20 protein-coding genes and 5 tRNA genes are annotated in these 23,969 nt (G+C 40.4%); 5 read left to right on the top strand and 20 right to left on the bottom strand.

The window, feature by feature from the left end; translation table 11 throughout:
- The first annotated feature begins 11 nt into the window (after nucleotides 1-11).
- Nucleotides 12-1,022 carry a Holliday junction branch migration DNA helicase RuvB gene (gene ruvB / locus H5181_RS00755; RefSeq protein ID WP_102036714.1) on the top strand — a complete coding sequence of 337 codons (1,011 nt, stop codon included), beginning with the start codon at nucleotides 12-14 and terminating at the stop codon, nucleotides 1,020-1,022.
- Nucleotides 1,023-1,200: 178 nt separating this feature from the next.
- On the opposite strand, the gene gloA is transcribed toward ruvB, so the two are convergent.
- The 14 genes from gloA to H5181_RS00685 form a co-directional block, all read right to left on the bottom strand.
- Nucleotides 1,201-1,611 (bottom strand): lactoylglutathione lyase, encoded by a 411-nt coding sequence (gloA, locus tag H5181_RS00750; protein ID WP_059743767.1) that lies wholly within the window; start codon nucleotides 1,609-1,611, stop codon nucleotides 1,201-1,203.
- A 378-nt stretch (nucleotides 1,612-1,989) separates the two neighbouring features.
- Nucleotides 1,990-2,631 carry an endonuclease III gene (nth, locus tag H5181_RS00745; protein WP_123883242.1) on the bottom strand — a complete coding sequence of 214 codons (642 nt, stop codon included), beginning with the start codon at nucleotides 2,629-2,631 and terminating at the stop codon, nucleotides 1,990-1,992.
- A 58-nt stretch (nucleotides 2,632-2,689) separates the two neighbouring features.
- The gene (locus H5181_RS00740; RefSeq protein ID WP_123883241.1) at nucleotides 2,690-3,385 is read right to left on the bottom strand and encodes an electron transport complex subunit E; all 696 of its coding nucleotides are present in this window, start codon (nucleotides 3,383-3,385) and stop codon (nucleotides 2,690-2,692) included.
- Entirely contained in the window at nucleotides 3,378-4,001 is a 624-nt protein-coding gene (rsxG, locus tag H5181_RS00735) for an electron transport complex subunit RsxG (RefSeq protein ID WP_041413580.1), read from the bottom strand. Before rsxG ends, H5181_RS00740 begins: the two co-directional genes overlap by 8 nt.
- Before the next feature lie 26 nt (nucleotides 4,002-4,027).
- Nucleotides 4,028-5,080: an electron transport complex subunit RsxD gene (rsxD, locus tag H5181_RS00730; protein WP_182749844.1), complete on the bottom strand. Its 1,053-nt coding sequence runs from the start codon at nucleotides 5,078-5,080 to the stop codon at nucleotides 4,028-4,030.
- Between the two features lie 2 nt (nucleotides 5,081-5,082).
- Nucleotides 5,083-7,623, bottom strand: a complete 2,541-nt coding sequence (gene rsxC, locus H5181_RS00725) for an electron transport complex subunit RsxC (RefSeq protein WP_182749842.1) — start codon at nucleotides 7,621-7,623, stop codon at nucleotides 5,083-5,085.
- Nucleotides 7,617-8,195 (bottom strand): electron transport complex subunit RsxB, encoded by a 579-nt coding sequence (gene rsxB, locus H5181_RS00720; RefSeq protein ID WP_041413579.1) that lies wholly within the window; start codon nucleotides 8,193-8,195, stop codon nucleotides 7,617-7,619. The genes rsxC and rsxB overlap by 7 nt, the downstream gene beginning before the upstream one ends.
- A 2-nt stretch (nucleotides 8,196-8,197) precedes the next feature.
- Nucleotides 8,198-8,776 (bottom strand): electron transport complex subunit RsxA, encoded by a 579-nt coding sequence (gene rsxA, locus H5181_RS00715; protein ID WP_041413578.1) that lies wholly within the window; start codon nucleotides 8,774-8,776, stop codon nucleotides 8,198-8,200.
- Nucleotides 8,777-8,915: 139 nt separating this feature from the next.
- Nucleotides 8,916-10,814 carry an EAL domain-containing protein gene (locus H5181_RS00710; protein WP_182749840.1) on the bottom strand — a complete coding sequence of 633 codons (1,899 nt, stop codon included), beginning with the start codon at nucleotides 10,812-10,814 and terminating at the stop codon, nucleotides 8,916-8,918.
- A 364-nt stretch (nucleotides 10,815-11,178) separates the two neighbouring features.
- A tRNA-Asn gene (locus H5181_RS00705) sits at nucleotides 11,179-11,254 on the bottom strand.
- Between the two features lie 33 nt (nucleotides 11,255-11,287).
- A tRNA-Asn gene (locus H5181_RS00700) sits at nucleotides 11,288-11,363 on the bottom strand.
- 29 nt (nucleotides 11,364-11,392) lie between these two features.
- Nucleotides 11,393-11,468 (bottom strand) — tRNA-Asn (locus tag H5181_RS00695).
- A 23-nt stretch (nucleotides 11,469-11,491) separates the two neighbouring features.
- Nucleotides 11,492-11,567, bottom strand: a tRNA-Asn gene (locus H5181_RS00690).
- A gap of 33 nt (nucleotides 11,568-11,600) precedes the next feature.
- Nucleotides 11,601-11,676 (bottom strand) — tRNA-Asn (locus H5181_RS00685).
- 1,538 nt (nucleotides 11,677-13,214) lie between these two features.
- On the opposite strand from H5181_RS00685, the gene uvrB reads away from it, so the two are divergent.
- On the top strand, nucleotides 13,215-15,236 hold the full coding sequence (gene uvrB, locus H5181_RS00680) for an excinuclease ABC subunit UvrB (RefSeq protein WP_011637626.1): 2,022 nt from the start codon (nucleotides 13,215-13,217) through the stop codon (nucleotides 15,234-15,236).
- Between the two features lie 136 nt (nucleotides 15,237-15,372).
- On the opposite strand, the gene H5181_RS00675 is transcribed toward uvrB, so the two are convergent.
- The 4 genes from H5181_RS00675 to H5181_RS00660 all read right to left on the bottom strand — a co-directional run bounded on the left by H5181_RS00675 (nucleotide 15,373) and on the right by H5181_RS00660 (nucleotide 16,777).
- On the bottom strand, nucleotides 15,373-15,591 hold the full coding sequence (locus tag H5181_RS00675; protein WP_102037174.1) for a hypothetical protein: 219 nt from the start codon (nucleotides 15,589-15,591) through the stop codon (nucleotides 15,373-15,375).
- A gap of 15 nt (nucleotides 15,592-15,606) precedes the next feature.
- Nucleotides 15,607-15,855: a methyl-accepting chemotaxis protein gene (locus H5181_RS20955; protein WP_182749838.1), complete on the bottom strand. Its 249-nt coding sequence runs from the start codon at nucleotides 15,853-15,855 to the stop codon at nucleotides 15,607-15,609.
- A complete protein-coding gene (locus H5181_RS20635) occupies nucleotides 15,761-16,507 on the bottom strand; it encodes a methyl-accepting chemotaxis protein (RefSeq protein WP_182749836.1) in 747 nt (248 codons plus the stop codon). The genes H5181_RS20955 and H5181_RS20635 overlap by 95 nt, the downstream gene beginning before the upstream one ends.
- 111 nt (nucleotides 16,508-16,618) lie before the next feature.
- Nucleotides 16,619-16,777 carry a hypothetical protein gene (locus H5181_RS00660; protein WP_182749834.1) on the bottom strand — a complete coding sequence of 53 codons (159 nt, stop codon included), beginning with the start codon at nucleotides 16,775-16,777 and terminating at the stop codon, nucleotides 16,619-16,621.
- Nucleotides 16,778-17,806: 1,029 nt separating this feature from the next.
- On the opposite strand from H5181_RS00660, the gene H5181_RS00655 reads away from it, so the two are divergent.
- Nucleotides 17,807-19,501 (top strand): hypothetical protein, encoded by a 1,695-nt coding sequence (locus H5181_RS00655; RefSeq protein ID WP_182749832.1) that lies wholly within the window; start codon nucleotides 17,807-17,809, stop codon nucleotides 19,499-19,501.
- A gap of 480 nt (nucleotides 19,502-19,981) precedes the next feature.
- Nucleotides 19,982-20,272, top strand: a complete 291-nt coding sequence (locus tag H5181_RS00650; protein ID WP_182749830.1) for a hypothetical protein — start codon at nucleotides 19,982-19,984, stop codon at nucleotides 20,270-20,272.
- Between the two features lie 445 nt (nucleotides 20,273-20,717).
- On the opposite strand, the gene asnS is transcribed toward H5181_RS00650, so the two are convergent.
- A complete protein-coding gene (asnS, locus tag H5181_RS00645) occupies nucleotides 20,718-22,118 on the bottom strand; it encodes an asparagine--tRNA ligase (RefSeq protein ID WP_011637625.1) in 1,401 nt (466 codons plus the stop codon).
- Between the two features lie 181 nt (nucleotides 22,119-22,299).
- On the opposite strand from asnS, the gene H5181_RS00640 reads away from it, so the two are divergent.
- Nucleotides 22,300-22,635, top strand: a complete 336-nt coding sequence (locus tag H5181_RS00640) for a hypothetical protein (protein WP_011637624.1) — start codon at nucleotides 22,300-22,302, stop codon at nucleotides 22,633-22,635.
- 113 nt (nucleotides 22,636-22,748) lie between these two features.
- Here H5181_RS00640 and H5181_RS00635 read toward each other — a convergent pair whose 3' ends face one another.
- Complete coding sequence (locus H5181_RS00635) at nucleotides 22,749-23,324, bottom strand: CoA pyrophosphatase (RefSeq protein ID WP_011637623.1); 576 nt, start codon at nucleotides 23,322-23,324, stop codon at nucleotides 22,749-22,751.
- Nucleotides 23,325-23,969: the final 645 nt, after the last annotated feature.

The raw sequence follows: 23,969 nt of genomic DNA, 5'->3' as shown, positions 1-23,969 counted from the left end.
GGTACGTAAAAATGATTGAAGCTGATCGACTAATCCAACCGCAGGTACAAGGTCAAGATGAACTGATTGATCGTGCTATGCGCCCTAAAATGTTGGATGAGTATACCGGTCAAGATGATACTCGAGCTCAGCTTAAGGTTTTTATTCAAGCCGCGATAAATCGTCGTGAAGCGCTCGACCACATGCTGATTTTTGGTCCTCCAGGTTTGGGGAAAACAACGTTAGCCATGATTGTGGCTAACGAAATGGGCGTGAATATCAAATCCACTTCTGGCCCTGTGCTTGAAAAAGCGGGTGATTTAGCGGCATTATTAACCAATCTTGAAGAAGGTGATGTGCTGTTTATCGATGAAATCCATCGCTTAAGCCCTGTAGTGGAAGAAATTCTTTATCCAGCAATGGAAGATTACCAACTGGATATTATGATTGGTGATGGTCCAGCCGCGCGTTCAATTAAATTGGATTTACCGCCATTTACTCTTATCGGCGCCACGACTCGTGCTGGTGCATTAACCTCGCCATTGCGGGCTCGTTTTGGTATTCCATTACGTTTAGAGTTTTATAACGTCGTAGACTTAACCACAATTGTAACTCGTTCAGCCAACGTAATGAATCTTGAGATTGATGAACAAGGGGCTATTGAAATTGCTAAACGTTCACGCGGAACTCCGCGAATTGCCAATCGATTATTACGTCGAGTACGCGATTATGCCGAAGTAAAACATGACGGTAAAGTGTCTCAAACAGTGGCTGAATATGCATTGGATTTATTGGATGTAGATGACCAAGGTTTTGATTACTTAGACCGTAAATTATTATTGGCCATTATTGATAAATTTATGGGTGGCCCTGTTGGATTAGACAATCTAGCGGCAGCCATCGGTGAAGACCGCGAAACAATTGAAGATGTATTGGAGCCTTTTTTAATTCAACAAGGGTTTATTCAACGCACGCCAAGAGGGCGTATCGCTTCTCAAAGAGCCTATGATCATTTTAGTTTGGTTAGACCTGAAAAAGCTTAACCTGTTTATTTCTATTTTAGCCATACATTAACGACGTTCAGGTATACCGTCATTAACAGTGATGTGTTGGTACAAAATCTCGGTCATCAAAATAATAAAACCAGCTTATGCTGGTTTTATTATATCTAGCGTATCTAAAGTGTGCTTTAAGTAAAACTAATGCTGCAGCAAGGCAATATTAACCAAGTGCTTCGGTCGCCGATTTCTTTTGAATTAATTCGATTTTGTAACCGTCAGGGTCTTCTACAAAGGCTATTTCAGTTTTACCGCCAGCAACTGGGCCTGGGGCTCGAGTGATTTTACCGCCAGCAGCAGCGATGGCTTCACAGCGTGCATAAATATCGTCTTCGCCTATGGCCAAATGTCCAAAACCATTGCCTAAATCGTATGTATCGGTACCCCAGTTATAGGTTAATTCGATAACGGCTTGGCCTGTGGTTTCTTCACCAAAACCAACAAAGGCGAGGGTGTATTTATATTCTGAGTTTTCAGATTGACGCAGTAGCTTCATGCCCATCACTTGGGTATAAAATTGAATGCTGCGTTCTAGGTTGCCTACTCGGATCATCGTATGAAGTAATTGCGACATGATATGCTCTCTTATAAAAATTTATCTAAGTTTAACAAGCTCGGATGACAATGAAAATATTAGCGGTTGATACCAATAAAATTTTGCTTTAGCTCACATTTGTGAGGATATTTTTTGGGTTAAACGCTAAAAAGCGTTATTGTTGCCATATACACATTTGGAGGCAAGACAATGAATACAGAATTGAAAATGGCATTAGGTACAACTGTTGTTATTGCGATTTGTTTTAGTGCATTTTTTGTGTCGTTGTTTTAAGCGTCAGCAAAAAATAGATAGTCCCATTTGCGCCATCACGAAAGATGTATTGGATATTAATTGATGAGTTAATATCCAATATATTGATACAAAACCCCCAAAGTGCCTTCGGTGCTTTGGGGGTTAATCTTCTGGGTATACCTTGTCTTTAAACTCGCATAAATCTTCGATTATACAGCTGCCGCATCGTGGTTTTCGTGCTAAACAGGTATAACGTCCGTGTAGAATAAACCAATGATGCACATCTACTTTAAACTCGCTCGGCACCACTTTAAGCATATTCAATTCAACTTGGTCGACATTTTTGCCAGGGGCAAACTTAGTTCGATTCGCTAACCTAAAAATATGAGTATCGACAGCAATAGTTGGCCAGCCAAAGGCGGTATTGAGGACCACATTTGCTGTTTTACGTCCTACGCCTGGTAAAGCCTCTAATGCTTCACGATTCTCTGGTACTTCACCAGCATGTAAATCAATCAACATTTTACAAGCGTTAATCACGTTAACAGCTTTGTTATTGTATAAGCCTATGGTTTTGATGTATTGCTTAAGCCCGTCAATCCCTAAGTCATATATTGCTTGAGGCGTATTGGCAACCGGAAACAACTTATCAGTTGCTTTGTTGACACTCACATCGGTTGCTTGTGCTGATAGCGTGACCGCAACGAGTAGCTCAAATGGACTCGAAAAGTTCAATTCAGTTTCAGGCTTAGGGTTATTGTCTCTTAATCTGCTAAGTATCTGGTATCGCTTATCTTTATTCATAATAATCGGTCATTTATCGTTAAGTATACGGCCGCTCCAGATTAACTGTGCAGTCGTGTTAGTTGACTTTAGTGATCCGCGCACGCGTTACGCTAACACTTTCAACTTTAGGTTGCATGGCGCTAACTCGGCTATCGATGACATTTTTAAGGGCTATTAATAATCCCATGCCAATAAATGCTCCCGGCGGCAACATAGCCAATAAAAATGGCGTGTCCACATGCCATACATGAATGGTTAACACACTTGCCCAATCACCTAATAGTAAATCTGCACCGCCAAATAACGTTCCTTGGCCGAGCAATTCGCGGCTAGCACCTAAAACAACCAGTACAGCGGTAAAGCCTAAGCCCATCATTAATCCATCGAATGCCGAATGCGCTAATGAGTTACGCGAGGCAAATGCTTCTGCGCGGCCGATAATGACGCAGTTGGTTACAATCAAAGGTAAGAAAATACCTAATGACAAATATAAATTATAGGCATAAGCGTTGATCAGTAATTGCACGCAAGTAACAAGTGCGGCAATGATCATGACAAATACTGGTATACGAATTTCTTTAGGTACAAAATCGCGAACCAAAGAGACCAAAACATTGGAGCCAATTAATACCAACAATGTAGCGACGCCCAAACCTAATGCATTGGTGATGGTAGCAGTAACAGCTAGTAGCGGACACAACCCTAATAGTTGCACTAAACCGGGGTTATTTTTCCATAGCCCCTGAGCTGCAATTTCACTGTATTTACTCATGGTTGGCCTCACAGGCATAATGACTTTGATAAAGTGCTTGGCGATGTTGTTCGACAAATGTCAGTGCATTGGCGATCGCTTTAACATAAGCACGCGGAGTAATCGTGGCACCCGTAAATTGATCGAATTGGCCACCATCTTTTTTTACTTTCCACATGTTGGTGTTGTCTTTAAATAATTTACCACTGAAATGAGTGACCCAATCAGATTTTCGCAGATCAATTTTATCACCAAGCCCTGGTGTTTCTTGATGGGAGAGGGTACGGACACCTAATATTTCTCCCTGATTATTCACGCCAACAATGAGTTTTATTTCACCGTTATAACCATCTGGTGCAATAGCTTCTATCGCGATGGCTACGGGCAGTTCATTTTTATAGGCAAGATATGCCGGTAAGTCTGCTTTAGTGCCTAAAAGCTCCGGAGAGTTAACCAAAATGCATTGCTCACTGAGTACATTGTCGTGTAATTCAGTTGGAATAATTTGGTTCAGCGTTAAGGTTAATTGTTTTTGCTGTTGCAATAATATGGTGTCACTGGTTAGCGCATTGACTAATGCAACTAGGCCTGTGCAACATAAGGCAAACAGGCCCAGTAACAGACCATTTTTAATCATCGGGTTAGTTGTTAAAATAGACATTATTAATTTCCTACTCGATGACCATAACTGCGTGGGCGCACATAATAATCAATAAATGGTGCGCACATATTGGCTAATAACACCGCGAATGCGACAGCATCAGGATAGCCACCAAATGTTCGTATTAAGTATATGAGTAAGCCGATCATGGCACCAAAAATAAGTCGACCTCTAGGGCTTGTTGCAGCGGTAACGGGATCTGTGGCTATGAAAAATGCCGCCAGCATGGTTCCTCCCGAAAATAAATGCATTATCGGGCTAACGAAGGTATCTGGGCTGATCAAAAAACCAATACTGGCACAGACAAATAATGTCAGCACAATAGCGCCGCTAATGTGCCAGCGTATCACCTTAAGCTTTAGCATCACCAGGCCACCCACAAGATAGGCCATATTGACCCAAAACCAACCTTCGCCGACATTGCCAGAGAAGATGGTTTTAGTCATACTTTCTGTTGTGGTAAGCCCCATAGAAAGGTCTGTTTTTAATGTGTCTAGCGGCGTTGCCATGGTGGTGCCATCAATCGCCAAATGGAAAAAATCTGCTGCATAACCTGCATTTAATTGAAAAATACTGTTGAAGGTATGCAACATATCAGCGTAATTGACCGTTAAGGTTTGAGGGGCAACCCAAGACGTCATTTGTACCGGAAATGAAATCAGTAACAGGACGTAAGCGGCCATAGCCGGATTAAAGACATTATTACCCAACCCACCGTAAAGTTGTTTAACAATAACGATAGCAAATAATGTTCCTATGACAATTAACCACCAAGGCGCTAATGGCGGGATTGCAACCGCAAGTAAGCTTGCGGTAACCAATGCGCTGTTATCCGTTAAGGTGGCGGTAATATTTCTATTGCGTAGTTTCATTACCGCCGCTTCCGCTAAATAAGCCACCGTAATTGCGAGTAATAATTGAACTAACGTGCCATAACCAAAATAATAGCTTTGTACTGCAATTCCTGGAATAAGGCATAGCGCCACACGCTTCATTACCGTATTGGTGTGTAACGTTGTGCTGACATGTGGAGATGAGGCAATTTTAAATGCCATAGTTATAGTTCCTCTTGCTTAGCACTGTTAGCGAGTTTCTTGGCTTTCGCTTTAGCAACCGCGGCAGCAATTCTAGCCTTTTTGTCATCAACTGGGATTGCTGCAATTGTTGTATCAATTTCGATTGCTGGGTTCACTTCGTTTACCGTATCGCGAGTCTGAACGCCGTCTACGTCATTTGTCGCGCTAGAATCACTAGCTAATGCCGCTTTCTTGGCTTTCGCTTTAGCAACAGCGGCAGCAATTCTAGCCTTTTTGTCATCGACAGGTGTTACTGCAATTGTTGTATCAATTTCGATTGCTCGGTTCACTTTGTTTATGGTATCGCTAGGCTGATCGCCGTCTACGACATTTTTCTCGGTAGAATCACCAACTAATGCTGCTTTCTTGGCTTTCGCTTTGGCAACGGCAGCAGCAATTCTAGCCTTTTTGTCATCGACTGAGGTTGCTGTAATAGTTGTATCAACTTCGATTGCCGGATTAACTTTACTTATAGTATCGCTAGTCTGATCACCGTCTACGTCATTTTTCTCGGTAGAATCACCAGCGAATGCTGCTTTCCTGGCTTTCGCTTTGGCAACGGCAGCAGCAATTTTAGCTTTTTTGTCATCGGCCGGGTCTACTGCACTTGTTGTAGCCGTTTCATTTACCGGACTAACTTCGTTTACGGTATCGTTAGGCTGTTCGGCGTCTACGTCATTTTTCTCGGCAGATTCATTAGCTAATGCCGCTTTCTTGGCTTTAGCTCTGGCAATGGCAGCTGCAATTTGTGCTTTTTTGTCATTGGCGCGATCGATGGTGTCGACAGGCATATCAGTTGTTACCGTAGCAACATCACTTTGATTATCTTTCTGAGACTGAGTAGCCAAGGCGGCTTTTTTAGCTTTCGCGCGTTCAATCGCAGCATTAACCGCTGTTTTCTTCGCGCTGGTAGCGTCTATTGCTGCTTTTGTTGTAGTGGTATCAGGTGTTGTTGCCGCAGGATCAGCAGTGATGCCTTCTGCTGCTTGTGCTTTTTTAGCAGCGATGCGTGCCATTGCAGCCGCTACCGCATCTTTATCACCGGATTTCATATTCGCTTGACGTTTAGCGGCTGCTTGTTTTGACTTTTCTTCGCGAGCATTTTTTTCATCTTCAAGTCGTTGCAAGCGTGTTTCGAAGCGAATTTTTGCTTGTTCAGCTTGTAGCTTTTCTTCAGCAGCATTTTTCAATGCTGATTTTGCGACACGATAATATTCAACTAAAGGAATGTCACTTGGGCATACGTAGCTGCAACAACCGCATTCAATACAATCTTTTAAATTGAAACTAGCAGCTTTGTCATATTCTTCGGCTTTTGCGTGCCAGAATAGTTGTTGCGGTAATAATAATGCGGGGCAAGCGACTGCACACTCACCACAACGAATGCAGGCTTTTTCATCTGGATCTGGGGCTATTTCTGCTTGGCTTGGTGTTAATAAACAGTTGGTGCCTTTTAATATAGGTACATCAAGATCGGCTAATGCGTATCCCATCATGGGGCCGCCAACGATGACTTTTTGTGAACTTTCTGGCTGGAAGCTGACTTGACTAAGGGCATCTTCAACTGTTGTGCCTATTCTAAGCCAATAGTTTCCGGGTTTACCGATGGATTCACCGGTTAACGTCACCACTCGTTCAATGAGTGGTTTACCTTGTAATACCGCTTCTTGAATGGCATAGGCTGTGCCGACGTTATGCACCACAATACCAAGTTGAGCAGGAATGGCGCCACTGGGTACTTCTTTGCCAGTAATAATTTGAATAAGTTGTTTTTCGCCACCAGAAGGGTACTTAGTCGGAATTACGGTGACGCGGATCATGTCGTTAGGCAATGAACTGCGACGAATTGCAGACTCCATTGCTTGGGCCGCTTCAGGTTTATTATCTTCAATAGCGATGATAATACGCTGTGGGTTAAGCAAATGATGAATAATACTAATACCAGTTAATATTTCATCACTGAATTCACGCATTAATCGATCGTCAGCACTAATGTAGGGTTCGCACTCTACTCCATTAATAATGACTAAATCGATTTCACTCGCTGGATTGAGTTTGACATGGCTTGGAAACGCAGCACCGCCCATTCCTGCAATACCTGCTTGCTTTATTTTGACTAAAATATCGGCTTTGGACAGTTGTTCAATTTTACTTGAGGTAAGTTCACACCAAGTATCAAGACCATCAGCTTCGATAATGCAACTCAACACGGGCAATGATGAGGCATGGTTGCTACTATGTTGCTCAATCGCGACAACGGTCCCTGAAGTAGGAGCATGAACGGGTAAATAAATAAAACCAGCACCTTCAGTGAGTGGTTGTCCTTTTAAGACCGAGTCGCCGACCTTGACACTCAAGGTCGCTTGTTGACCAACAAGAGGAACCGGTATCACAAATCGCGATTGCAGTGGCAAAGATGCGATGGTGCTTTGATTGGAAAGTGATTTAAGTTCAGGTGGATGGATCCCGCCAGGAGAGCGCCACAAAGTACCTTTATCTAATTGCTCTAATAACGTTAGCACCGTTTGTCCTCTTGCTCAGGATTAATCACGTTGACAGGGATAGCACGTAACTTCCAATCCCAATTTTGTATTGTGGTTTCAACTGGGATCATATCAATACAATCGACAGGACAAGGCTCAACACATAAGTCACAGCCAGTACAATCTTTGGCAATAACGGTGTGCATTAATTTACCGGCGCCTAAGATAGCATCAACCGGACAGGCTTGAATACATTTGGTACAACCAATACATTCATCTTCACGGATGTAAGCGACTTTTTTTACACTGGCTTGCGCCTCTTCGCCTAATGCTTCAGGTTCAACCCCCATAAGCTCAGCAATCTTTTCCATGGTAGCAGTACCACCTGGAGGGCATTTATTGATTTTATCGCCATTCGCTATTGCCTCAGCATAAGGGCGGCAACCAGGGTAACCACACTGGCCGCATTGAGTTTGCGGTAACAGGGTTTCAACTTGATCAATAATAGGATTTCCTTCAACTTTGAATTTCTTTGAGGCAAAACCCAAAATGACGCCAAACACTAATGCTAAAACGCTTAATACAGCAACAGCAATCAATATACTCGATATCATTAGTTAACTAGCCCCGCAAATCCCATAAAGGCTAATGACATTAAACCGGCAGTGATCATGGCAATAGCGCCACCTTTAAAAGGTAAGGGCACATCTGCAGCGGCTAATCGCTCACGCATGGCCGAAAATAAAATTAATACTAAGGAGAATCCAACCGCCGCACCAAAACCATAAATAGCAGATTGAATAAAGTTATGGTCTTCATTTACGTTAAGTAAAGCTACACCTAATACCGCGCAGTTAGTCGTGATCAGCGGCAAGTAAATGCCCAAAGCACGATGTAAAGATGCACTGGTTTTTTGGACAACCATCTCAGTAAATTGCACTACAACTGCAATAACCAAAATAAAACTCATTGTACGTAAGTAGTTGAGGTCAAATGGTTGCAGTAGAAATTCATTGGTGAGATAACTCAGAATAGAGGCTAGGGTCAACACAAACGTGGTTGCCATCGACATGCCAATTGCTGACGCCAATTTGCTCGACACCCCCATAAAAGGGCATAGACCTAAGAATTTTACCAGAACGAAGTTATTCACCAGCACTGTGCCGATCAACAGGAGAAGATACTCTGACATTGCTACAATTTTTTGACCAATAGATCCCAGTATTATCTTAGGTTTGGCGCCGATAAACAACGGATAAAAAATAAGGTTAAACATAAAATGTTTAACCTTGGAATAAAATGGCTATTTTTACCGTCTATTAACGACTTTTTTACTGTTTAATTAACAATGCTTCAGGTTTAGCAATATAATATCCTTGTAGACCATCCACTAAGAGTTTTTCTAGGACAAGCTTTTCATCTTGTTTTTCAACTCCGGTGGCAATGACACGAATACTGATGCGTTTAGCGATATCAACAATCATCCGTATAAAGAATTTATTGTTGTTATCCTGTTCAATATTATCACTATAACTGCTGTCCAATTTGATAAAGTCAGGACGGACCTCGCGGAAAAATTTAAATGAGGTAAAACCTAAACCAAAGCGTTCGACAGCGACTTTAGCGCCAACTTTATGGATCTCAGTAACAAATTTATGGCTAGACTCTAAGTTAGCCTGCATTCCAGACTCATTGAGTTCAAACACTAAGCGGGCAGCAGTACCACGGTGTTTAGATAATATATCTTTCAACCACACGGTAAAACTGTCTTGCAGCGCAGAGGAAGCACTAATATTCACCCCCATTTGACCAGAAAGACTTGGATTCTCACTTAATATTTTAATAGTCTGTGTGACAATCATTTTATCGAGATCTACATTCATACCATAACGTTCAGCCATTGCAATCACTGTGGTTGTGGGTAAATGTTTACCTTCAGAGTTATAAAATCGAGCCAATAGCTCACGGTAAACTTCGGTGTCATTATTACAGGGCTGAATAGGTTGTTGATAGAATTTGATGCTTCGACGGCTAATCAAGTCGTCAATGGTGACTTTCCAATGGTCATTACCGAATTGCTCATTAGCGGATAATTTTTCCAATTGATAGTAGCGATTGGGTCCTAGTGTTTGTGCCACGCTAACCGCTGTATCGGCCAATGCCATCAACGCTAATGGTTCATTTCCTTGTTCATAGGGCACCATACCCGCATGAGCAATAGAGTCACTTTTAGTGCTTTGGGCATATTCATCAAGATGACGCTTAAGTTGCTCTAAAAATCGTTCACCCTCTTTAAGAGTAATACTTTCAATGAACACGGCAAAATCACCGCTTGATACCCGAAAACACTCACTCAATCCAAGGTTTGATGCTGATTTTCGAATACAAGTAGCCAGTTTAGCCAAATAATCATCACCAGCAGCACGGCCCTGTAGCTGATTGATTGTAGCTAATTCAGCAGCCTTGATAACAACGAGGACACCATACTGCTTTTTATCTCTTTTACTAATGGCCTCAATATGTTGTGTAAAACGTTGTCGAGTAGAAAAGCCACTCACGGGATCTTGATAAGCCGCTTTAGTTAATTGTTCATTTTCTTTGCGTACGCGATCTAGACTGAGTTTTAATTGACTACGACATATTTCTAATGCTTTGCCGATGGGGTGTAGCACCCCTGGGAAGCGAGATTTTTCAATGGCTAGGAATGATAAGTCTGGAATATGAGTAATGTATTCGGCGGCATAGTTAATTCTTTTACGATGTAATTGCATTAACACTGCAAATAACAACATCAAAGCGATATAAGCGGTAATCAATAATGTTGCCGTTTGTTCTAAGTCATTAAAACTAGGTGACAACACACTCGCAGTGTCTAATCTAACTTGTAAGCGCCCGTCAGGAAAATCTTGCACATGACCTAATTCAACATTAAAAATCTCGCTGGCAAAATCGTCAGCAGGACGAAGTAAGCTGCCATGAGTAAAATTTTCATTGCTGTCAGTATTATGGATATATTGGAAAAATTGAAAAGAAAACACTTTAGACATACGTTGGTATAGCGCTTCTCCACTACCATGCCATTGATCTATGGCTTGCACATATTGCTGGTAATTAGCACGTGCTATTTCACCTTGTTCTTGTACTTCGTTGTTTTCCACCGTGTAAATTCGGTAAATTAATAAACCGAACACGATAAAAAGGACAAGCTGAAAGGATTTCGATAAGCCCATAAAACAACCATTCCCATGAGTGTGTGGCTAAACTTTCTCGGCCTTGCACAAATATTGTGCAATAGATGTTCGACCGTGTTGTCTAGCCAATAATATAATGCTTTAAATAATAATGCTTTAAATAGTTTATATAATAACCAATATCATCATAGCAGAAATGAGAATAAATAATTACTAATCTAAGGTATTATTAATAATAGAAAAACTAGCAATATAGTACTAATCAATACCGTTAAATTAACGGTTACAGCGACGGTAAATTAAACTATTGATTAAGATATTGAAATTATAGGGTGGGTTAGGCTGTTTTGTGCTTTAGTAGGGGGGTTTGCGGAATATTTGTGGGTAATGTTGCGTTTAATAATGGCTCCCCAGACTGGACTCGAACCAGTGACATACGGATTAACAGTCCGCCGTTCTACCAACTGAACTACTGGGGAAACGTATTATTACTATTGACACTTATGTTGAAATGGCTCCCCAAACTGGACTCGAACCAGTGACATACGGATTAACAGTCCGCCGTTCTACCAACTGAACTATTGGGGAAGCGTAATATTTCAAATGTGTTATCTCGATGGCTCCCCAAACTGGACTTGAACCAGTGACATACGGATTAACAGTCCGCCGTTCTACCAACTGAACTATTGGGGAATTATTTCGATAACGGTAAACGTTGGCTCCCCAAACTGGACTCGAACCAGTGACATACGGATTAACAGTCCGCCGTTCTACCAACTGAACTATTGGGGAATTACGCTTACTTCTCAACTCTTAACACTAAATTGGCTCCCCAGACTGGACTCGAACCAGTGACATACGGATTAACAGTCCGCCGTTCTACCAACTGAACTACTGGGGAAACGTTTTTAGCAATGTATTGCTGAGAACGGAGCGCATAGTAAAACGCTCTGGTAACTGAGTCAACTCGAGTTATAAAAAAAAACGCATTTATGTGACTAATTGGTTACCAAACACACATCGTGAACGACTTTTGGGCATTTGTGTCGATTTTTAAACAATGAAAACAAAATGAATCACTTACTCTCAACATTCGTTTTCATGATTTTAACGGCAATATTTTGCGCATATCATGTTTTTGGTGTCAATTTTTGCGTTTGTAGGTTCATCCGCTGTAGCTCGATGTGATTTTATTTTGGAACTTAACACTTTATCAGTACAACTTGGTCTAGGGAGATAGAGTAAATCGGTTTAATGACTAGTCAGTAATATCAACTTACCAATTGTTGGTACTTATTAAGCCGAATTTAAATGCGAGCAAGGGCCTTATTGCAACACAATGTCATTTTAAGCAAACTGATAGCCGCATACCTTGATATTTGATAATTGTTTATTTTCCTGAACAGGGATTGATTTGATGAAGCTTGATAGATGTTATCGACGGTTTCTTGAGGAAAGGTACGTTAATGATATTTTAATCAGTGAAGGAATGGATACATTTAGCTAGTAAGCTTCGTCACCGAGTATTACATTGTTTGTGTTGATGAGATTACACGGCTATTACTGGTGATATTATTCATCTATCGTCACATACTGGATGAATACTATTGTACTGCTACGACTACATACGAAGTTGTGATTGAAAGATAACGGTTTGAGTATGGATATTATCGATGAGATGCAGTGTGTACTTAGTCAATGATGTTTAGCGATACGGGGGAGTTGAATATGTAGGGTAATTGGTCACAGATCGCCAAGTTGATCGGTCTTCAATGCGTTGCTAAAATATGAGCTGACAACAATTTTAAAATAATAGCTGAACTATTGTCGCTATCTTTCGTATTAATGCGCAAATGTAATTAAATTTCATCACAACTTTCTTACGTTTTTATGAAACTCACTCGGGCGCTACCCCGCAGTAGTATTGGGCTTTAGTGACTTATCCACTAAATCTGTGGATAAACTTGTGGACTTCTACTGTAAATGAGCTGCTAACCCTTGTAGTGCTTGAGTTGGACTTAAATTGGTACAATTATTTAGCGATAAGTTAAGTTGTTTATTATCAGTTAGATACTAAAATCAACTACTTTATTTATTCACTGTTCTCTCAAATGCAAAATTGTAATCTCTTTGGATAGCCGATTGTGTATTAAATTGTGGTTTAAGCTCGGTTTTTAGTGCATTCATGGCCTTTTATACTGATCTAATCGATTTGTTGATAACTTTCATATTACGATCATTTTGTTGTCATATTGATGAACTAAGTGACGGATATTGATCTGAATAAAGCCGGTCGAAATTAAAAAATGTGATGTGTTTTTTTCACCGATAGAGTCATTATTTTAAGCTAGGTCAGAAGATGTTCAGTGCTATTATGTATCGCCATTAACCTGTATTTAGGTATATGATAAATGGTTCAATAGAATAGGAAACCATGTTGTGTCAGAGTCAGTATTTTCCCTTGAGTCCAAATTCGAACCCGCCGGCGATCAACCTACAGCGATAAAAAAATTAGTAGATGGCTTAGAATCTGGCGTTGCTAGCCAAACGTTATTAGGCGTAACAGGGTCAGGTAAAACTTACACTATCGCGAATGTGATTAAGCAAATGGGCAGGCCAACTATCATTATGGCGCCCAACAAAACACTTGCTGCGCAACTTTATGGTGAGATGAAAGAATTTTTTCCGCATAACGCGGTTGAATACTTTGTTTCTTATTATGATTACTATCAACCAGAAGCTTATGTACCCGCTTCTAATACCTTTATAGAAAAAGATGCATCGGTGAATGCCCATATCGAACAAATGCGTTTATCGGCCACTAAAGCGCTATTAGAGCGTAAAGATGTGGTGCTTATTGCCTCAGTGTCAGCCATATATGGTTTGGGCGATCCAGATTCTTATATGAAGATGTTATTGCATTTGCGCCAAGGTGATTTTATGGGCCAACGTGACATCCTCATTCGGCTTAGTGAATTACAATACAAACGTAATGATATTGAGTTACAACGCGGAACATATCGTGTTCGCGGTGAAGTGATAGACATTTTTCCGGCAGAATCTGAACGCGAAGCTATTCGAATAGAATTATTTGACGACGAAATAGAACGCTTAAGTGAATTTGATCCTTTGACCGGGCAGATTAACAAACGAATAGCACGCGCCACCATTTATCCCAAAACGCATTATGTAACGCCAAGAGAGAAAATATTAGCGGCAACTGAAGAGATCAAAGAAGAACTCAGAGAACGTCGTCAATATTTACTCGATAACAACAAATTAATTGAAGCTCAACGGATCACCGAGCGCGTTCAATACGACATTGAAATGATGGTCGAGCTAGGATATTGCTCAGGGATTGAAAACTACTCTCGATATTTATCAGGCAGATCCTCTGGAGATGGGCCACCAACATTATTAGATTACTTACCTGCCGATGGTTTGCTGATTATTGATGAGTCACATGTGACAGTGCCGCAAATAGGGGCGATGTACAAAGGCGATAGAAGCCGGAAAATGAACTTAGTGGAGTATGGGTTTCGATTACCATCAGCATTGGATAACCGGCCGTTAATGTTTGAGGAGTTTGAACGGTTGATGCCGCAAACTATTTTTGTTTCAGCAACACCCAGCTTATATGAGCTTGAAAAAAGTACCGGCGAGATAGCAGAGCAGGTGGTAAGGCCAACTGGGTTACTCGATCCTGTGCTGGAAGTTCGGCCCGTGGGCATTCAAGTTGACGATTTGTTGTCTGAGATCCACAAACGCGTGGCGGTTAATGAACGTGTGCTGGTAACCACATTAACCAAACGGATGTCTGAAGATCTGAGTGAATACCTTGATGAACATGGGGTTAAAGTTCGTTATTTACATTCGGATATTGATACTGTTGAGCGCGTAGAAATTATTCGTGATTTACGCTTGGGGCGTTTTGACGTACTGATTGGCATTAACTTATTACGTGAAGGTTTAGATCTACCTGAAGTGTCATTAGTGTGTATTTTAGATGCCGACAAAGAAGGCTTTTTACGTTCAGAGCGCTCACTTATTCAGACCATCGGCCGCGCTGCTCGTAACGTTAACGGTAAAGTCATTCTGTATGCGGACCGAATAACAAACTCAATGGCTAAAGCCATGGGAGAAACTGAGCGTCGCCGTGAAAAGCAGCATCAACACAACCTTAAACTGGGTATTGTGCCTCGTGGAGTAGTGAAAAGTATTACCGATGTAATGGATGTGGGTGATACTAACTTCAGTAAAGGTACCCGTAAAAATCACTCTAAATTTGCTGAAGTGGCAGAAGAGCGAGCGAAATACACCAGTATTGCCGACTTGAGTCATCAAATTGATAAACTGGAAAAACAAATGCATGAACATGCTAAAAACCTAGAGTTTGAGCAAGCTGCCGCAGTGCGTGATGACGTCAAACATTTACGCGACCTGATCATTGTAAATAGTTAACCGACTGAAAAAGTGTAGTTTAAGGTAAAAAGATGGCCAGTTTATCAATTAAAATATGAAAAACTGGCCGAAAATGTTATTTAAAATGACAATACAATGTCAGCTAATTTATCTTGAATTGACCAATTTGAGCTCGTTACTGTTGTGATAACTGACCGACTTGGATACTGGCAGTATTTGATTGCTGGGCATTGGTCACGGTAAAACGTGTTTCATCACTAATATTAACAATGTTTCGATTTATTTCATCGCTCACTGCCGTTTGTTCTTCTGCTGCAGTCACTATTTGTGTGGAAATATTGGCGATTGTCGCCACAGACTGAGTAATTTTTGTTAGTACATCACCAGCTTGCACTGTACTGTTTATAGCTTACTCACGACTCGTTGCCATTACTTCCACAGCTCCTTTTACGGCTGATTCTAATTGGCCGATCATTTGTTGAATTTGGTTCGTTGAATCTTGAGTTTGTACTTCATCAGCGACAACTGCAAAACCACGCCCTTGCTCTCCTGCACGCGCAGCTTCAATTGCAGCATTCAGAGCCAGTAAGTTGCTTTGGTCTGCAATTCCTCGAATGACTTCTAAGATTGTGCCTATTTGATCGGCATCTTTTTGCAATTGATATAGCGCCTTGCTCAATCCCTCTAGCAAGGTGATCGAATAAAGTCATGGTGTTTTTAACAATATTGTCACCATGGAGTGCATGGATATCAGATTCTTGAGCTGCTTGAGCCACTAACTCTGCATTATTGGCAACTTCAATGACGGTTGCTTGCATTTGATTCATTGCGGTAGCAACTTGCTCAGTTTCACTTTGTCGCCGTTGCATACCATTTAAGGTTTTGTTACTGGTCAAAGCTAACTGATTGCTTGCTGTACCTAATTGTTGGCTATTCTGATTAAAGTCAGTAATTAACTCGCCAATATTACCAACAAATGCATTGAAACTGGAGGCTACTTTGGCTATTTCATTATTACCGAAATAGTCTAATCTTGACGTTAAATCCTTGGCACCAGAGGCCAAATTGCGCATTGAGTCATCAAGCTTTGTTAACAGTGTCAAAATATGTTGATACAACACCATCATAATAATTACGATAAACAATCCTATACTAATACTTACCCATAATTGGACTCTTGCAGAAGTCGTTGTTGCATTGAGTGTTTCTTTTACGGTGGTAATAAACTGCTGATCCAGTTCTTGAGCTAGTTGGTCTAAATTCTCTGCCAGATCTGCGGCGGCATCATCAAAACCACCAGACCCTTTCATTAATAAATTACCTGCTTCTGTGCCTTGATCTAAATAAGCATTAGCTATTTTTATGCCTGAATCATGTAATAAATTGACTTGGCGTTTAATTTTTTGTGCTTGCGAACTAAATTAAGTATAAAATTTAATCAATTTATCGAGATGTTGCAGAGCTCCTTCCATACTATCAAGCGCTTCTGTTTTGGCTTCATCGCTTTTAGTTACACCAATATCGGTTAAGAATTGTTGTATTTGAACGACAAAATAACGAGTGTCTTTTAATATAAACATTGCATTAACTTGTTGTTATTAATGTTTAATATCCAAATTAATACAATCGTGTTGAACACTCATTGTCCAAGCTAATAGTGTCAGTGCAGCTAACGTTAACATAATGCTAATTTAGAGCATTCTTTAAATCGAGACCTCTGTTCTCATAAAAATACCCTTTGTGTAATTATTATGGTTTACGACATTATCAGAATAACGGTCTGTAAAATTTTTGCCATTTACGGTTAGCTGTTACTTAGCGCAATGTAGAAGTTTTGAAGTATTTAATACTTATCTTTTGGTTATGATCAAACTTATTCTTTTTAGTTATTAACTCTGCTAGAAATCAGATGGATACATTGTATGGCTGATATTTGATACATACTTGTTGCAGCCGCTATGGAGGATATTTATAAAGCTTTAAATTTAATTAAAAATAGCAATTTTTATCACTTAGTTTTTGTAATTTATTAATACTTTGACTTGATGATGGAGAGAATCATTTTATTATCTTAAGCAACTCATTATTGAGGGTACTACAGGATTAAAGTTACTTAGACAATAAGTCTAAATATTTGGTACAAGCTGATTACTAATCGCTTTAAATTAATTAAAAATAAATATTATTAGTGACTTAAGTCGTATCGAACTTGCAAGGGCTATATGGGTACTAATACTTAAGTGGGGGGGCATGTATCGAAAACTAGCCTGTTGAGGGTGAGCTTTAATACCTTAGCTGGATGTTGAAATGATGTTATCAACCCATAATCATCCACGTTAACGCAAGTTAACCCATTTATTGTTAAGCAGGATTAAGAAACCGTTCACTGTGCAAAATAGCTTATTGAAGTTGCATGGTGAAAGTTGTTTGGAGCGTTCAATCTTTATGTTAGAGGTGAAGATAAAGAACTCCAGTATTTAGTAATCGCGCATTCATTATTCTTTCTGGAATTAAGAATGTTGCTCAGGACAACATCATTACATTGGGATGATTTAACCGGTCTATTTATGGCTCGTAAAATCTCTACATTATTTTTAAGGATATTACTGATGACAAAACTACTTCCACTAGCCGCTGCAATTGCAATGGTATTCGGTACAGCTCACGCAGCGGGCAGCTCAGCAACGACGATTCAGAGCGGTTCTGGTAACACAGCCACAACTGTACAGGCTGGCACTAATCACACCGCAAATATTACCACTAACACTGGTACTAATAGTAATGCATCTATCGACCAAGTAGGCGATGCACAAACTGCGGATATCACTCAAACAGGTGGCGTCACTAGCTCAAGTGCGATTATCAACCAAACGGTACAATCAAATACTGCGAGTATCAATCAAGTACACATGACTAACACAACGGCTGAAGTTAACCAAAATGGTTTAACTAATAGTGCAAACGTTGATCAGCAACACGTAAATGATACTTCTGCCACTGTACAGCAAGACGGCAATAGTAATGATGCGGACATCAGACAGTATGGTTTTGGTATTCATAATCCTGCCGGTTCAAGCATTACCCAAACAGGGAATGGTAACGGTGCGAGTTCAGATCAAGATACTTCTACCGATGCGCTTTCCACGATTGTCCAAACGGGTAATAACAACACGGCAGATGCTGAACAAATGAATGGCTCTGAACGTTCAGAAGTGTGGATTACACAAACTACTGATGGCTCTGATGCTACAGCTAAACAGAATAATTCAGCCGACTCAAAAGCAACCATTGCTCAAAACAGTTTCAGTGTTGGTACTGCTTCGGTAACTCAAACTAACGGTAGTTTAAATACTGCTTTGGTCACGCAAACAGATTTTAGTAGTAATGCTTCAGCAACAGTTACTCAAAATGGTAGCAATAATGATGTGACTACTTACCAAGAGCACGTATTTGATACTAGTTTAACGGTTTCACAAGATGGTAACACTAACAACGCAACAGTAAACCAGGAGCATGTCAACAATAGTACCGCCTCTGTGAGTGTTACTGGTGATAGCAATACATCAACCATACGTCAGTACGGTTTCGGTGCCCATGAACCGGCTTCTGCAACTATTATTACAGATGGTAATTTGAATAATGTTAACATTAACCAAGATGACTCTTATCTAGCTGCAGCAAGCGTAACTCAAAATGGTGACAGTAACGTAGTTGTAGTGACTCAATTAAATGAATCGGATAACTCAGTTGTAACAATTACTCAACTTGATGCCAGCCAATCAGGCGATGTTAATGTAGCTCAAAATCAAGCTGCAGATTCTAGCGCAATAGTCGCGCAATCTGCTGTTTCTGGTTCAATGGTTGATATTGACCAAGGTCCTGGTTCTATGTTGATGGCTAATGTCACACAGACTGGCTCAATTGGTGGAAGTGCGACAATATTACAAGATGGTATGACTCAACGTACTACAGTAGATCAAGGCGGTGAAGGTAACATGGCTGATGTGTATCAAACAGCATCTGATAACATTGCTGATGTAAGCCAGTTTGGTGATTTTGGAACTGCGGATATTGATCAAACCGGTGCAAACAATGAAGGTTGGGTTAATCAGTCTGGTGGTGAGTACAATGATGCAGTTATTGCACAAAACGGCTCTGATAACTATGGCATTATTACGCAATCAGGTTTCGGTGCAGCTCTTGCTCATAACGTAGCCTCTATCACCCAGAATGGTATGAGTGACCGTGCGTCAATTACACAAAGTGGTGGTGCAGGTAATACAGCGGCTATTACTCAAAATTAATTTTTAATGAATCTAAATGCTAACAATTTGTTTAATGCCGTTCACCTAAGGTGAGCGGCATTTTTTTATTTTCAAATTGCCGCCTATTTTTCTAATCTTAAAAATGAGGATATCTTTTCCTGTTGGTCCTTTAGCTATGCATTAATCCAGTAAAAACTAATTCATGGGTGCGAGACATACTTTCACTTAAATCCTTGTATTCCTTTATTGAAGTGCACACCTAACCCAGCATAATATTTAACCAAACTTATTGGCTGATGAAGCGTTGAGCTATAAGGTTAAATGTGATTGAGAACGAAATAATCAACATAAACTATTATATGGATATATGTCACATTAAGGGTAGATAATTGATCATGTGCCATGATAAGTACATTATTTGACCGCTAAAATTGATGGGTGAAACACCAGATTTCGCCATGTTGATGACGAGACGAAATCATCATAATGAATTGATTACCTCTGAAAGGAGGTTTTGTTATGAACTTAATTCCTAGACATTCATTATTTGATATGCATGATATTTTGGTAACTTCTATTTTCCCAGCGCCGAAAGCAAAAGCACAAGGGATTTGGATTTTTTGTCCAAGAGTAGACATTAATGATAAGTCTGAACACTATGAAATTAGTGCAGATTTACCTGGCGTATATAAAAAAAAGATATTCACGTTACGGTTGATGGGGATTTGCTCACAATCGAAGCAACTACAGCCGAAGATAATGAGGAAAAAAGATTGGGCGTGTGATCAGAAAAGAATGTCGCTCTGGTAAGTATGTGCGCAGTTTTATCCTTGATAGCTAACCAAATGAAGCTGATATAAAAGCCTCATTTAAAAATGGAGTGCTTCATCTTCAAGTACAAAAAGTGAATGGCAAAACAGCTGAAAGTAAAAAATACCAACCTTATAATGTGTAAAATAAGCTTAAGCATGAGTTAGTAAATACATTAAAAGAGTATTCACGACAGCGACTTAATCTTAATGTTGAGATAATCGCCAGATAATGTCTAATAAGGAGCCCGCTGATGTTACCGGCTTCTTTATATGACTGAGCTAAAAACCGAATTTTGGAAAGAAGAAGTCTCCAAGTATCAATGTGGTGCTTCTTTAGGTTACTTTTTGGTAGAAGGCATATTATTAATTTATATTTGAATATAAATTAATAATAAAAAACGCGCCAATTGGCGCGTTGATATGGTTCTATTTTATGGAGATAATTAGAAACTGGCCGAGCGTGGGGCGCGTGGGAATGGGATAACATCACGAATGTTGTTAACGCCAGTCACATACGACACTAAACGCTCGAAACCTAAACCAAAACCTGAATGAGGTACTGTGCCATAACGACGTAGGTCACGATACCACCAGTAATCTTCTTGGCTTAAATCCATTTCAGCTAAACGTGCATCTAACACGTCTAAACGCTCTTCACGCTGTGCGCCACCGATAATTTCACCAATACCTGGTGCTAACACGTCCATTGCGGCAACGGTCTTACCATCATCGTTTAAGCGCATGTAGAAAGCTTTAATGTCTTTCGGGTAGTTCTTAACTACAACAGGCGCTTTAAAATGCTCTTCAGCTAAGTAGCGTTCATGCTCAGATTGTAAATCAATACCCCATTCAACTGCGAATTCAAACTTCTTACCACAGTTTTTAAGGATTTCAACTGCATCAGTGTAATCCACTTGAGCAAAATCACTGCTTACGAATGCTTGTAAACGTTCGATAACGGTTTTATCAACACGTTCGTTAAAGAAGTTTAAATCATCCATGCGTTCTTCAAGCACTGCGCTAAACGCGAATTTCAACATTTTTTCCGCTAACTCAGCCGCATCATCTAACGTTGCGAATGCCACTTCAGGCTCAACCATCCAGAATTCTGCAAGGTGGCGAGTGGTGTTCGAGTTTTCAGCACGAAACGTTGGGCCAAAGGTATATACTTTAGATAATGCACAAGCATACGTTTCAGCGTTTAACTGACCCGACACGGTTAAGAATGATTCTTTACCGAAGAAATCTTTATCGTAATCGACTTTACCTTCAGCTGTGCGAGGTAGATTTTCCATGTCTAAAGTAGACACACGGAACATTTCGCCAGCTCCTTCACAGTCAGAAGCCGTAATTAACGGGGTAGATACCCAGATAAAACCTTCTTGATGATAGAAGCGGTGAATCGCTTGCGATAAACAGTTACGAACACGAGCTACGGCACCAATAATGTTGGTACGTGGGCGTAAATGGGCAAGTTCACGTAAATGCTCAATAGAGTGGCGTTTGGCAGACATTGGGTAAGTATCTGGATCGTCAACAAAACCTGTGACCACAATTTCAGTGACTTGTAATTCAAATGCTTGACCAGCGCCTGGAGAGGCAACTACTTCACCCGTCATTACGACAGAGCAGCCAGCAGTCAATTTCAATACATCGTCATTGTAATTGGCTAGGCTATTAGGCAAGACACCTTGAATAGGGTCGAAACATGAACCGTCATACACGGCCAAGAAAGAGATACCCGCTTTTGAATCACGACGAGTTCTTACCCAGCCACGGACAGTGACTTGCGAACCAACGGCGTGTTCACCTTTAAATACAGAAGCGACAGATGCAATGCTCATTGTTGCTTTATTCTCCAACGTATCGAATATAAATATAAAATTGGGGTTTATCTTACCTTGCTGGTGGCTTTTCTCAAGCTGAAAACGCTATTCTAGGGTGATTAATGTGATACTTTTGAGTAAGTCGGTTAAATATATGGCTAATTAGCCTTTATATTCTCTCGTAAACCAAGGAAAGGCCATGTCTCGTTTAGGAATTATACAGGTTGTATTGACCGTTTTGTCGTTATTAGGCTGGAGCTTAGCCATTTATGCTTTGATTATTTTTGGAGAAGCCAGACCTGATCGCGCGGTAGGTTATTTTTTGAGTAAAGGTGCATCGGTACGATTAAACTGGGATCCTGAGTTAACCATTAAATTAGAGTATTTAATATGGTGGTGTGCTGGGGTTAGCTTTTTGAATCTGCTGGTAAACTTTTATGCAAAAGCCACCACTCGAATTGGTTTTTGGGTCAATATTCCGTTGTTGTTTTTGGTATCACTCGCAGCAGGTTTGTATATTCGCTATGTGGTGTAACATCACTCTGTGGATGCTTGTAACAATAGAACTGAGCTGAATACATAAAAGTTGATTATTTCAACTATCAATCTCAATCATCAATTGGGTATTACATCATGCGTGTGGTGTGATTAATTATCTTCTATGTGATGACACAGCAAATCGATAATGGCTGCCGTTACCCCCCAAATAAATTTGTCTTCAAATGGCATAAAGTGAACTTGATAATGTTCGCCGTGGCGATAATGAAATATTTTGTGACGGTTACTTCGCTCAATAAAAAAATTCAATGGTACAGAGAAACAATCATCCACTTCACCAGGGTCGAGCACCAATTCAAATGGCTGCTTTACCATCGCCACGACAGGGGTGATCTCAAAACCGGTAAAGGTTTTATGGGCTGGAAACACGCCTAAAACATCAACATTTTCTGACAATAAGCCAATTTCTTCGTGAGCTTCGCGCAACGCAGTGTGGATGGCATTAATATCATCAGGCTCAACTTTGCCGCCAGGAAAACTAATTTGCCCTGGATGGTGACGTAAATGCATTGGGCGTCGGGTTAAAATTAGATGTAATTGTTGCTCTATTTCAATAACAGGGATTAACACCGCAGCTTTGCGGCCAAGGTATGATGGGGGCGCAGAAGGGATGATTGAACCCAGACGATGTAAATTATAGCGTAAGGTAAATTCGTGTTTATTCATTGATGTTTTTAAATCCAATTAATAGCCTATTCGGTGTCATACCTATTCGATTAATTATGTGCTCAATCAGAGTCACTCAGTTTTTCAGTTTGAAACGCATTGTTGAAAGAATGGTTGTTTCCTTGTAAAACAATGCAACAAAGAAATGGAAAGCCTCTGTGGCTCTCAAGGGCGGGGTTCTGCACCTTCTATGCTGCTTAATATGCTTTTGACGTACGATTACATGGTCTATTTTTTGCCATAAAAAATAAGACATTTCCACCATCCATGGCGGTCAGATGCAGGAGATAGAGCAACGCAGCAGCAGTTGCCCAGAACAACGATGCCTAACAATCCTATTATTTACCTAGAAGCCACAGAACTCCCACTGAATGACCTGATAGTTAATCGAATTGGTATAAATATCCTGCAATGGGTAGCGCCCAGCAACTCATAGCATAACGATTTAATAAGCCTATCAGAATGCTCAATAGTTTGTGTAATTTGTTTGCTGCACGATTAACCGCTCCTACTTGATATCAGCCGTCTACACAACAATCCGAGTAACAATAATAATAGTGACATTGATTGCTTAATTGCGCCATTTTGTGACGCGCGCCCGATTATCGTGCATTTAATAGTCCTAAAATGATTGTGTGTGTAAAC

Origin of the sequence: Shewanella sp. SG44-2 (assembly GCF_014164215.1) — a bacterium.
GTDB classification, from domain to species: domain Bacteria; phylum Pseudomonadota; class Gammaproteobacteria; order Enterobacterales; family Shewanellaceae; genus Shewanella; species Shewanella frigidimarina.
The sequence above is the reverse complement of the archived record's forward strand: the minus strand, read 5'-3'. Positions and strand labels throughout refer to the sequence as shown.

What these genes read in the sequence shown, in the direction of transcription:
- ruvB (WP_102036714.1), top strand. Translation starts at nt 12, where the DNA reads ATGATTGAAGCTGATCGACTAATCCAACCGCAGGTACAAGGTCAAGAT.
- gloA (WP_059743767.1), bottom strand. Translation starts at nt 1,611, where the DNA reads ATGTCGCAATTACTTCATACGATGATCCGAGTAGGCAACCTAGAACGC.
- nth (WP_123883242.1), bottom strand. Translation starts at nt 2,631, where the DNA reads ATGAATAAAGATAAGCGATACCAGATACTTAGCAGATTAAGAGACAAT.
- H5181_RS00740 (WP_123883241.1), bottom strand. Translation starts at nt 3,385, where the DNA reads ATGAGTAAATACAGTGAAATTGCAGCTCAGGGGCTATGGAAAAATAAC.
- rsxG (WP_041413580.1), bottom strand. Translation starts at nt 4,001, where the DNA reads ATGATTAAAAATGGTCTGTTACTGGGCCTGTTTGCCTTATGTTGCACA.
- rsxD (WP_182749844.1), bottom strand. Translation starts at nt 5,080, where the DNA reads ATGGCATTTAAAATTGCCTCATCTCCACATGTCAGCACAACGTTACAC.
- rsxA (WP_041413578.1), bottom strand. Translation starts at nt 8,776, where the DNA reads ATGTCAGAGTATCTTCTCCTGTTGATCGGCACAGTGCTGGTGAATAAC.
- H5181_RS00710 (WP_182749840.1), bottom strand. Translation starts at nt 10,814, where the DNA reads ATGGGCTTATCGAAATCCTTTCAGCTTGTCCTTTTTATCGTGTTCGGT.
- H5181_RS20635 (WP_182749836.1), bottom strand. Translation starts at nt 16,507, where the DNA reads ATGAAAGGGTCTGGTGGTTTTGATGATGCCGCCGCAGATCTGGCAGAG.
- H5181_RS00660 (WP_182749834.1), bottom strand. Translation starts at nt 16,777, where the DNA reads ATGTTTATATTAAAAGACACTCGTTATTTTGTCGTTCAAATACAACAA.
- H5181_RS00655 (WP_182749832.1), top strand. Translation starts at nt 17,807, where the DNA reads ATGACAAAACTACTTCCACTAGCCGCTGCAATTGCAATGGTATTCGGT.
- H5181_RS00650 (WP_182749830.1), top strand. Translation starts at nt 19,982, where the DNA reads ATGAACTTAATTCCTAGACATTCATTATTTGATATGCATGATATTTTG.
- asnS (WP_011637625.1), bottom strand. Translation starts at nt 22,118, where the DNA reads ATGAGCATTGCATCTGTCGCTTCTGTATTTAAAGGTGAACACGCCGTT.
- H5181_RS00640 (WP_011637624.1), top strand. Translation starts at nt 22,300, where the DNA reads ATGTCTCGTTTAGGAATTATACAGGTTGTATTGACCGTTTTGTCGTTA.
- H5181_RS00635 (WP_011637623.1), bottom strand. Translation starts at nt 23,324, where the DNA reads ATGAATAAACACGAATTTACCTTACGCTATAATTTACATCGTCTGGGT.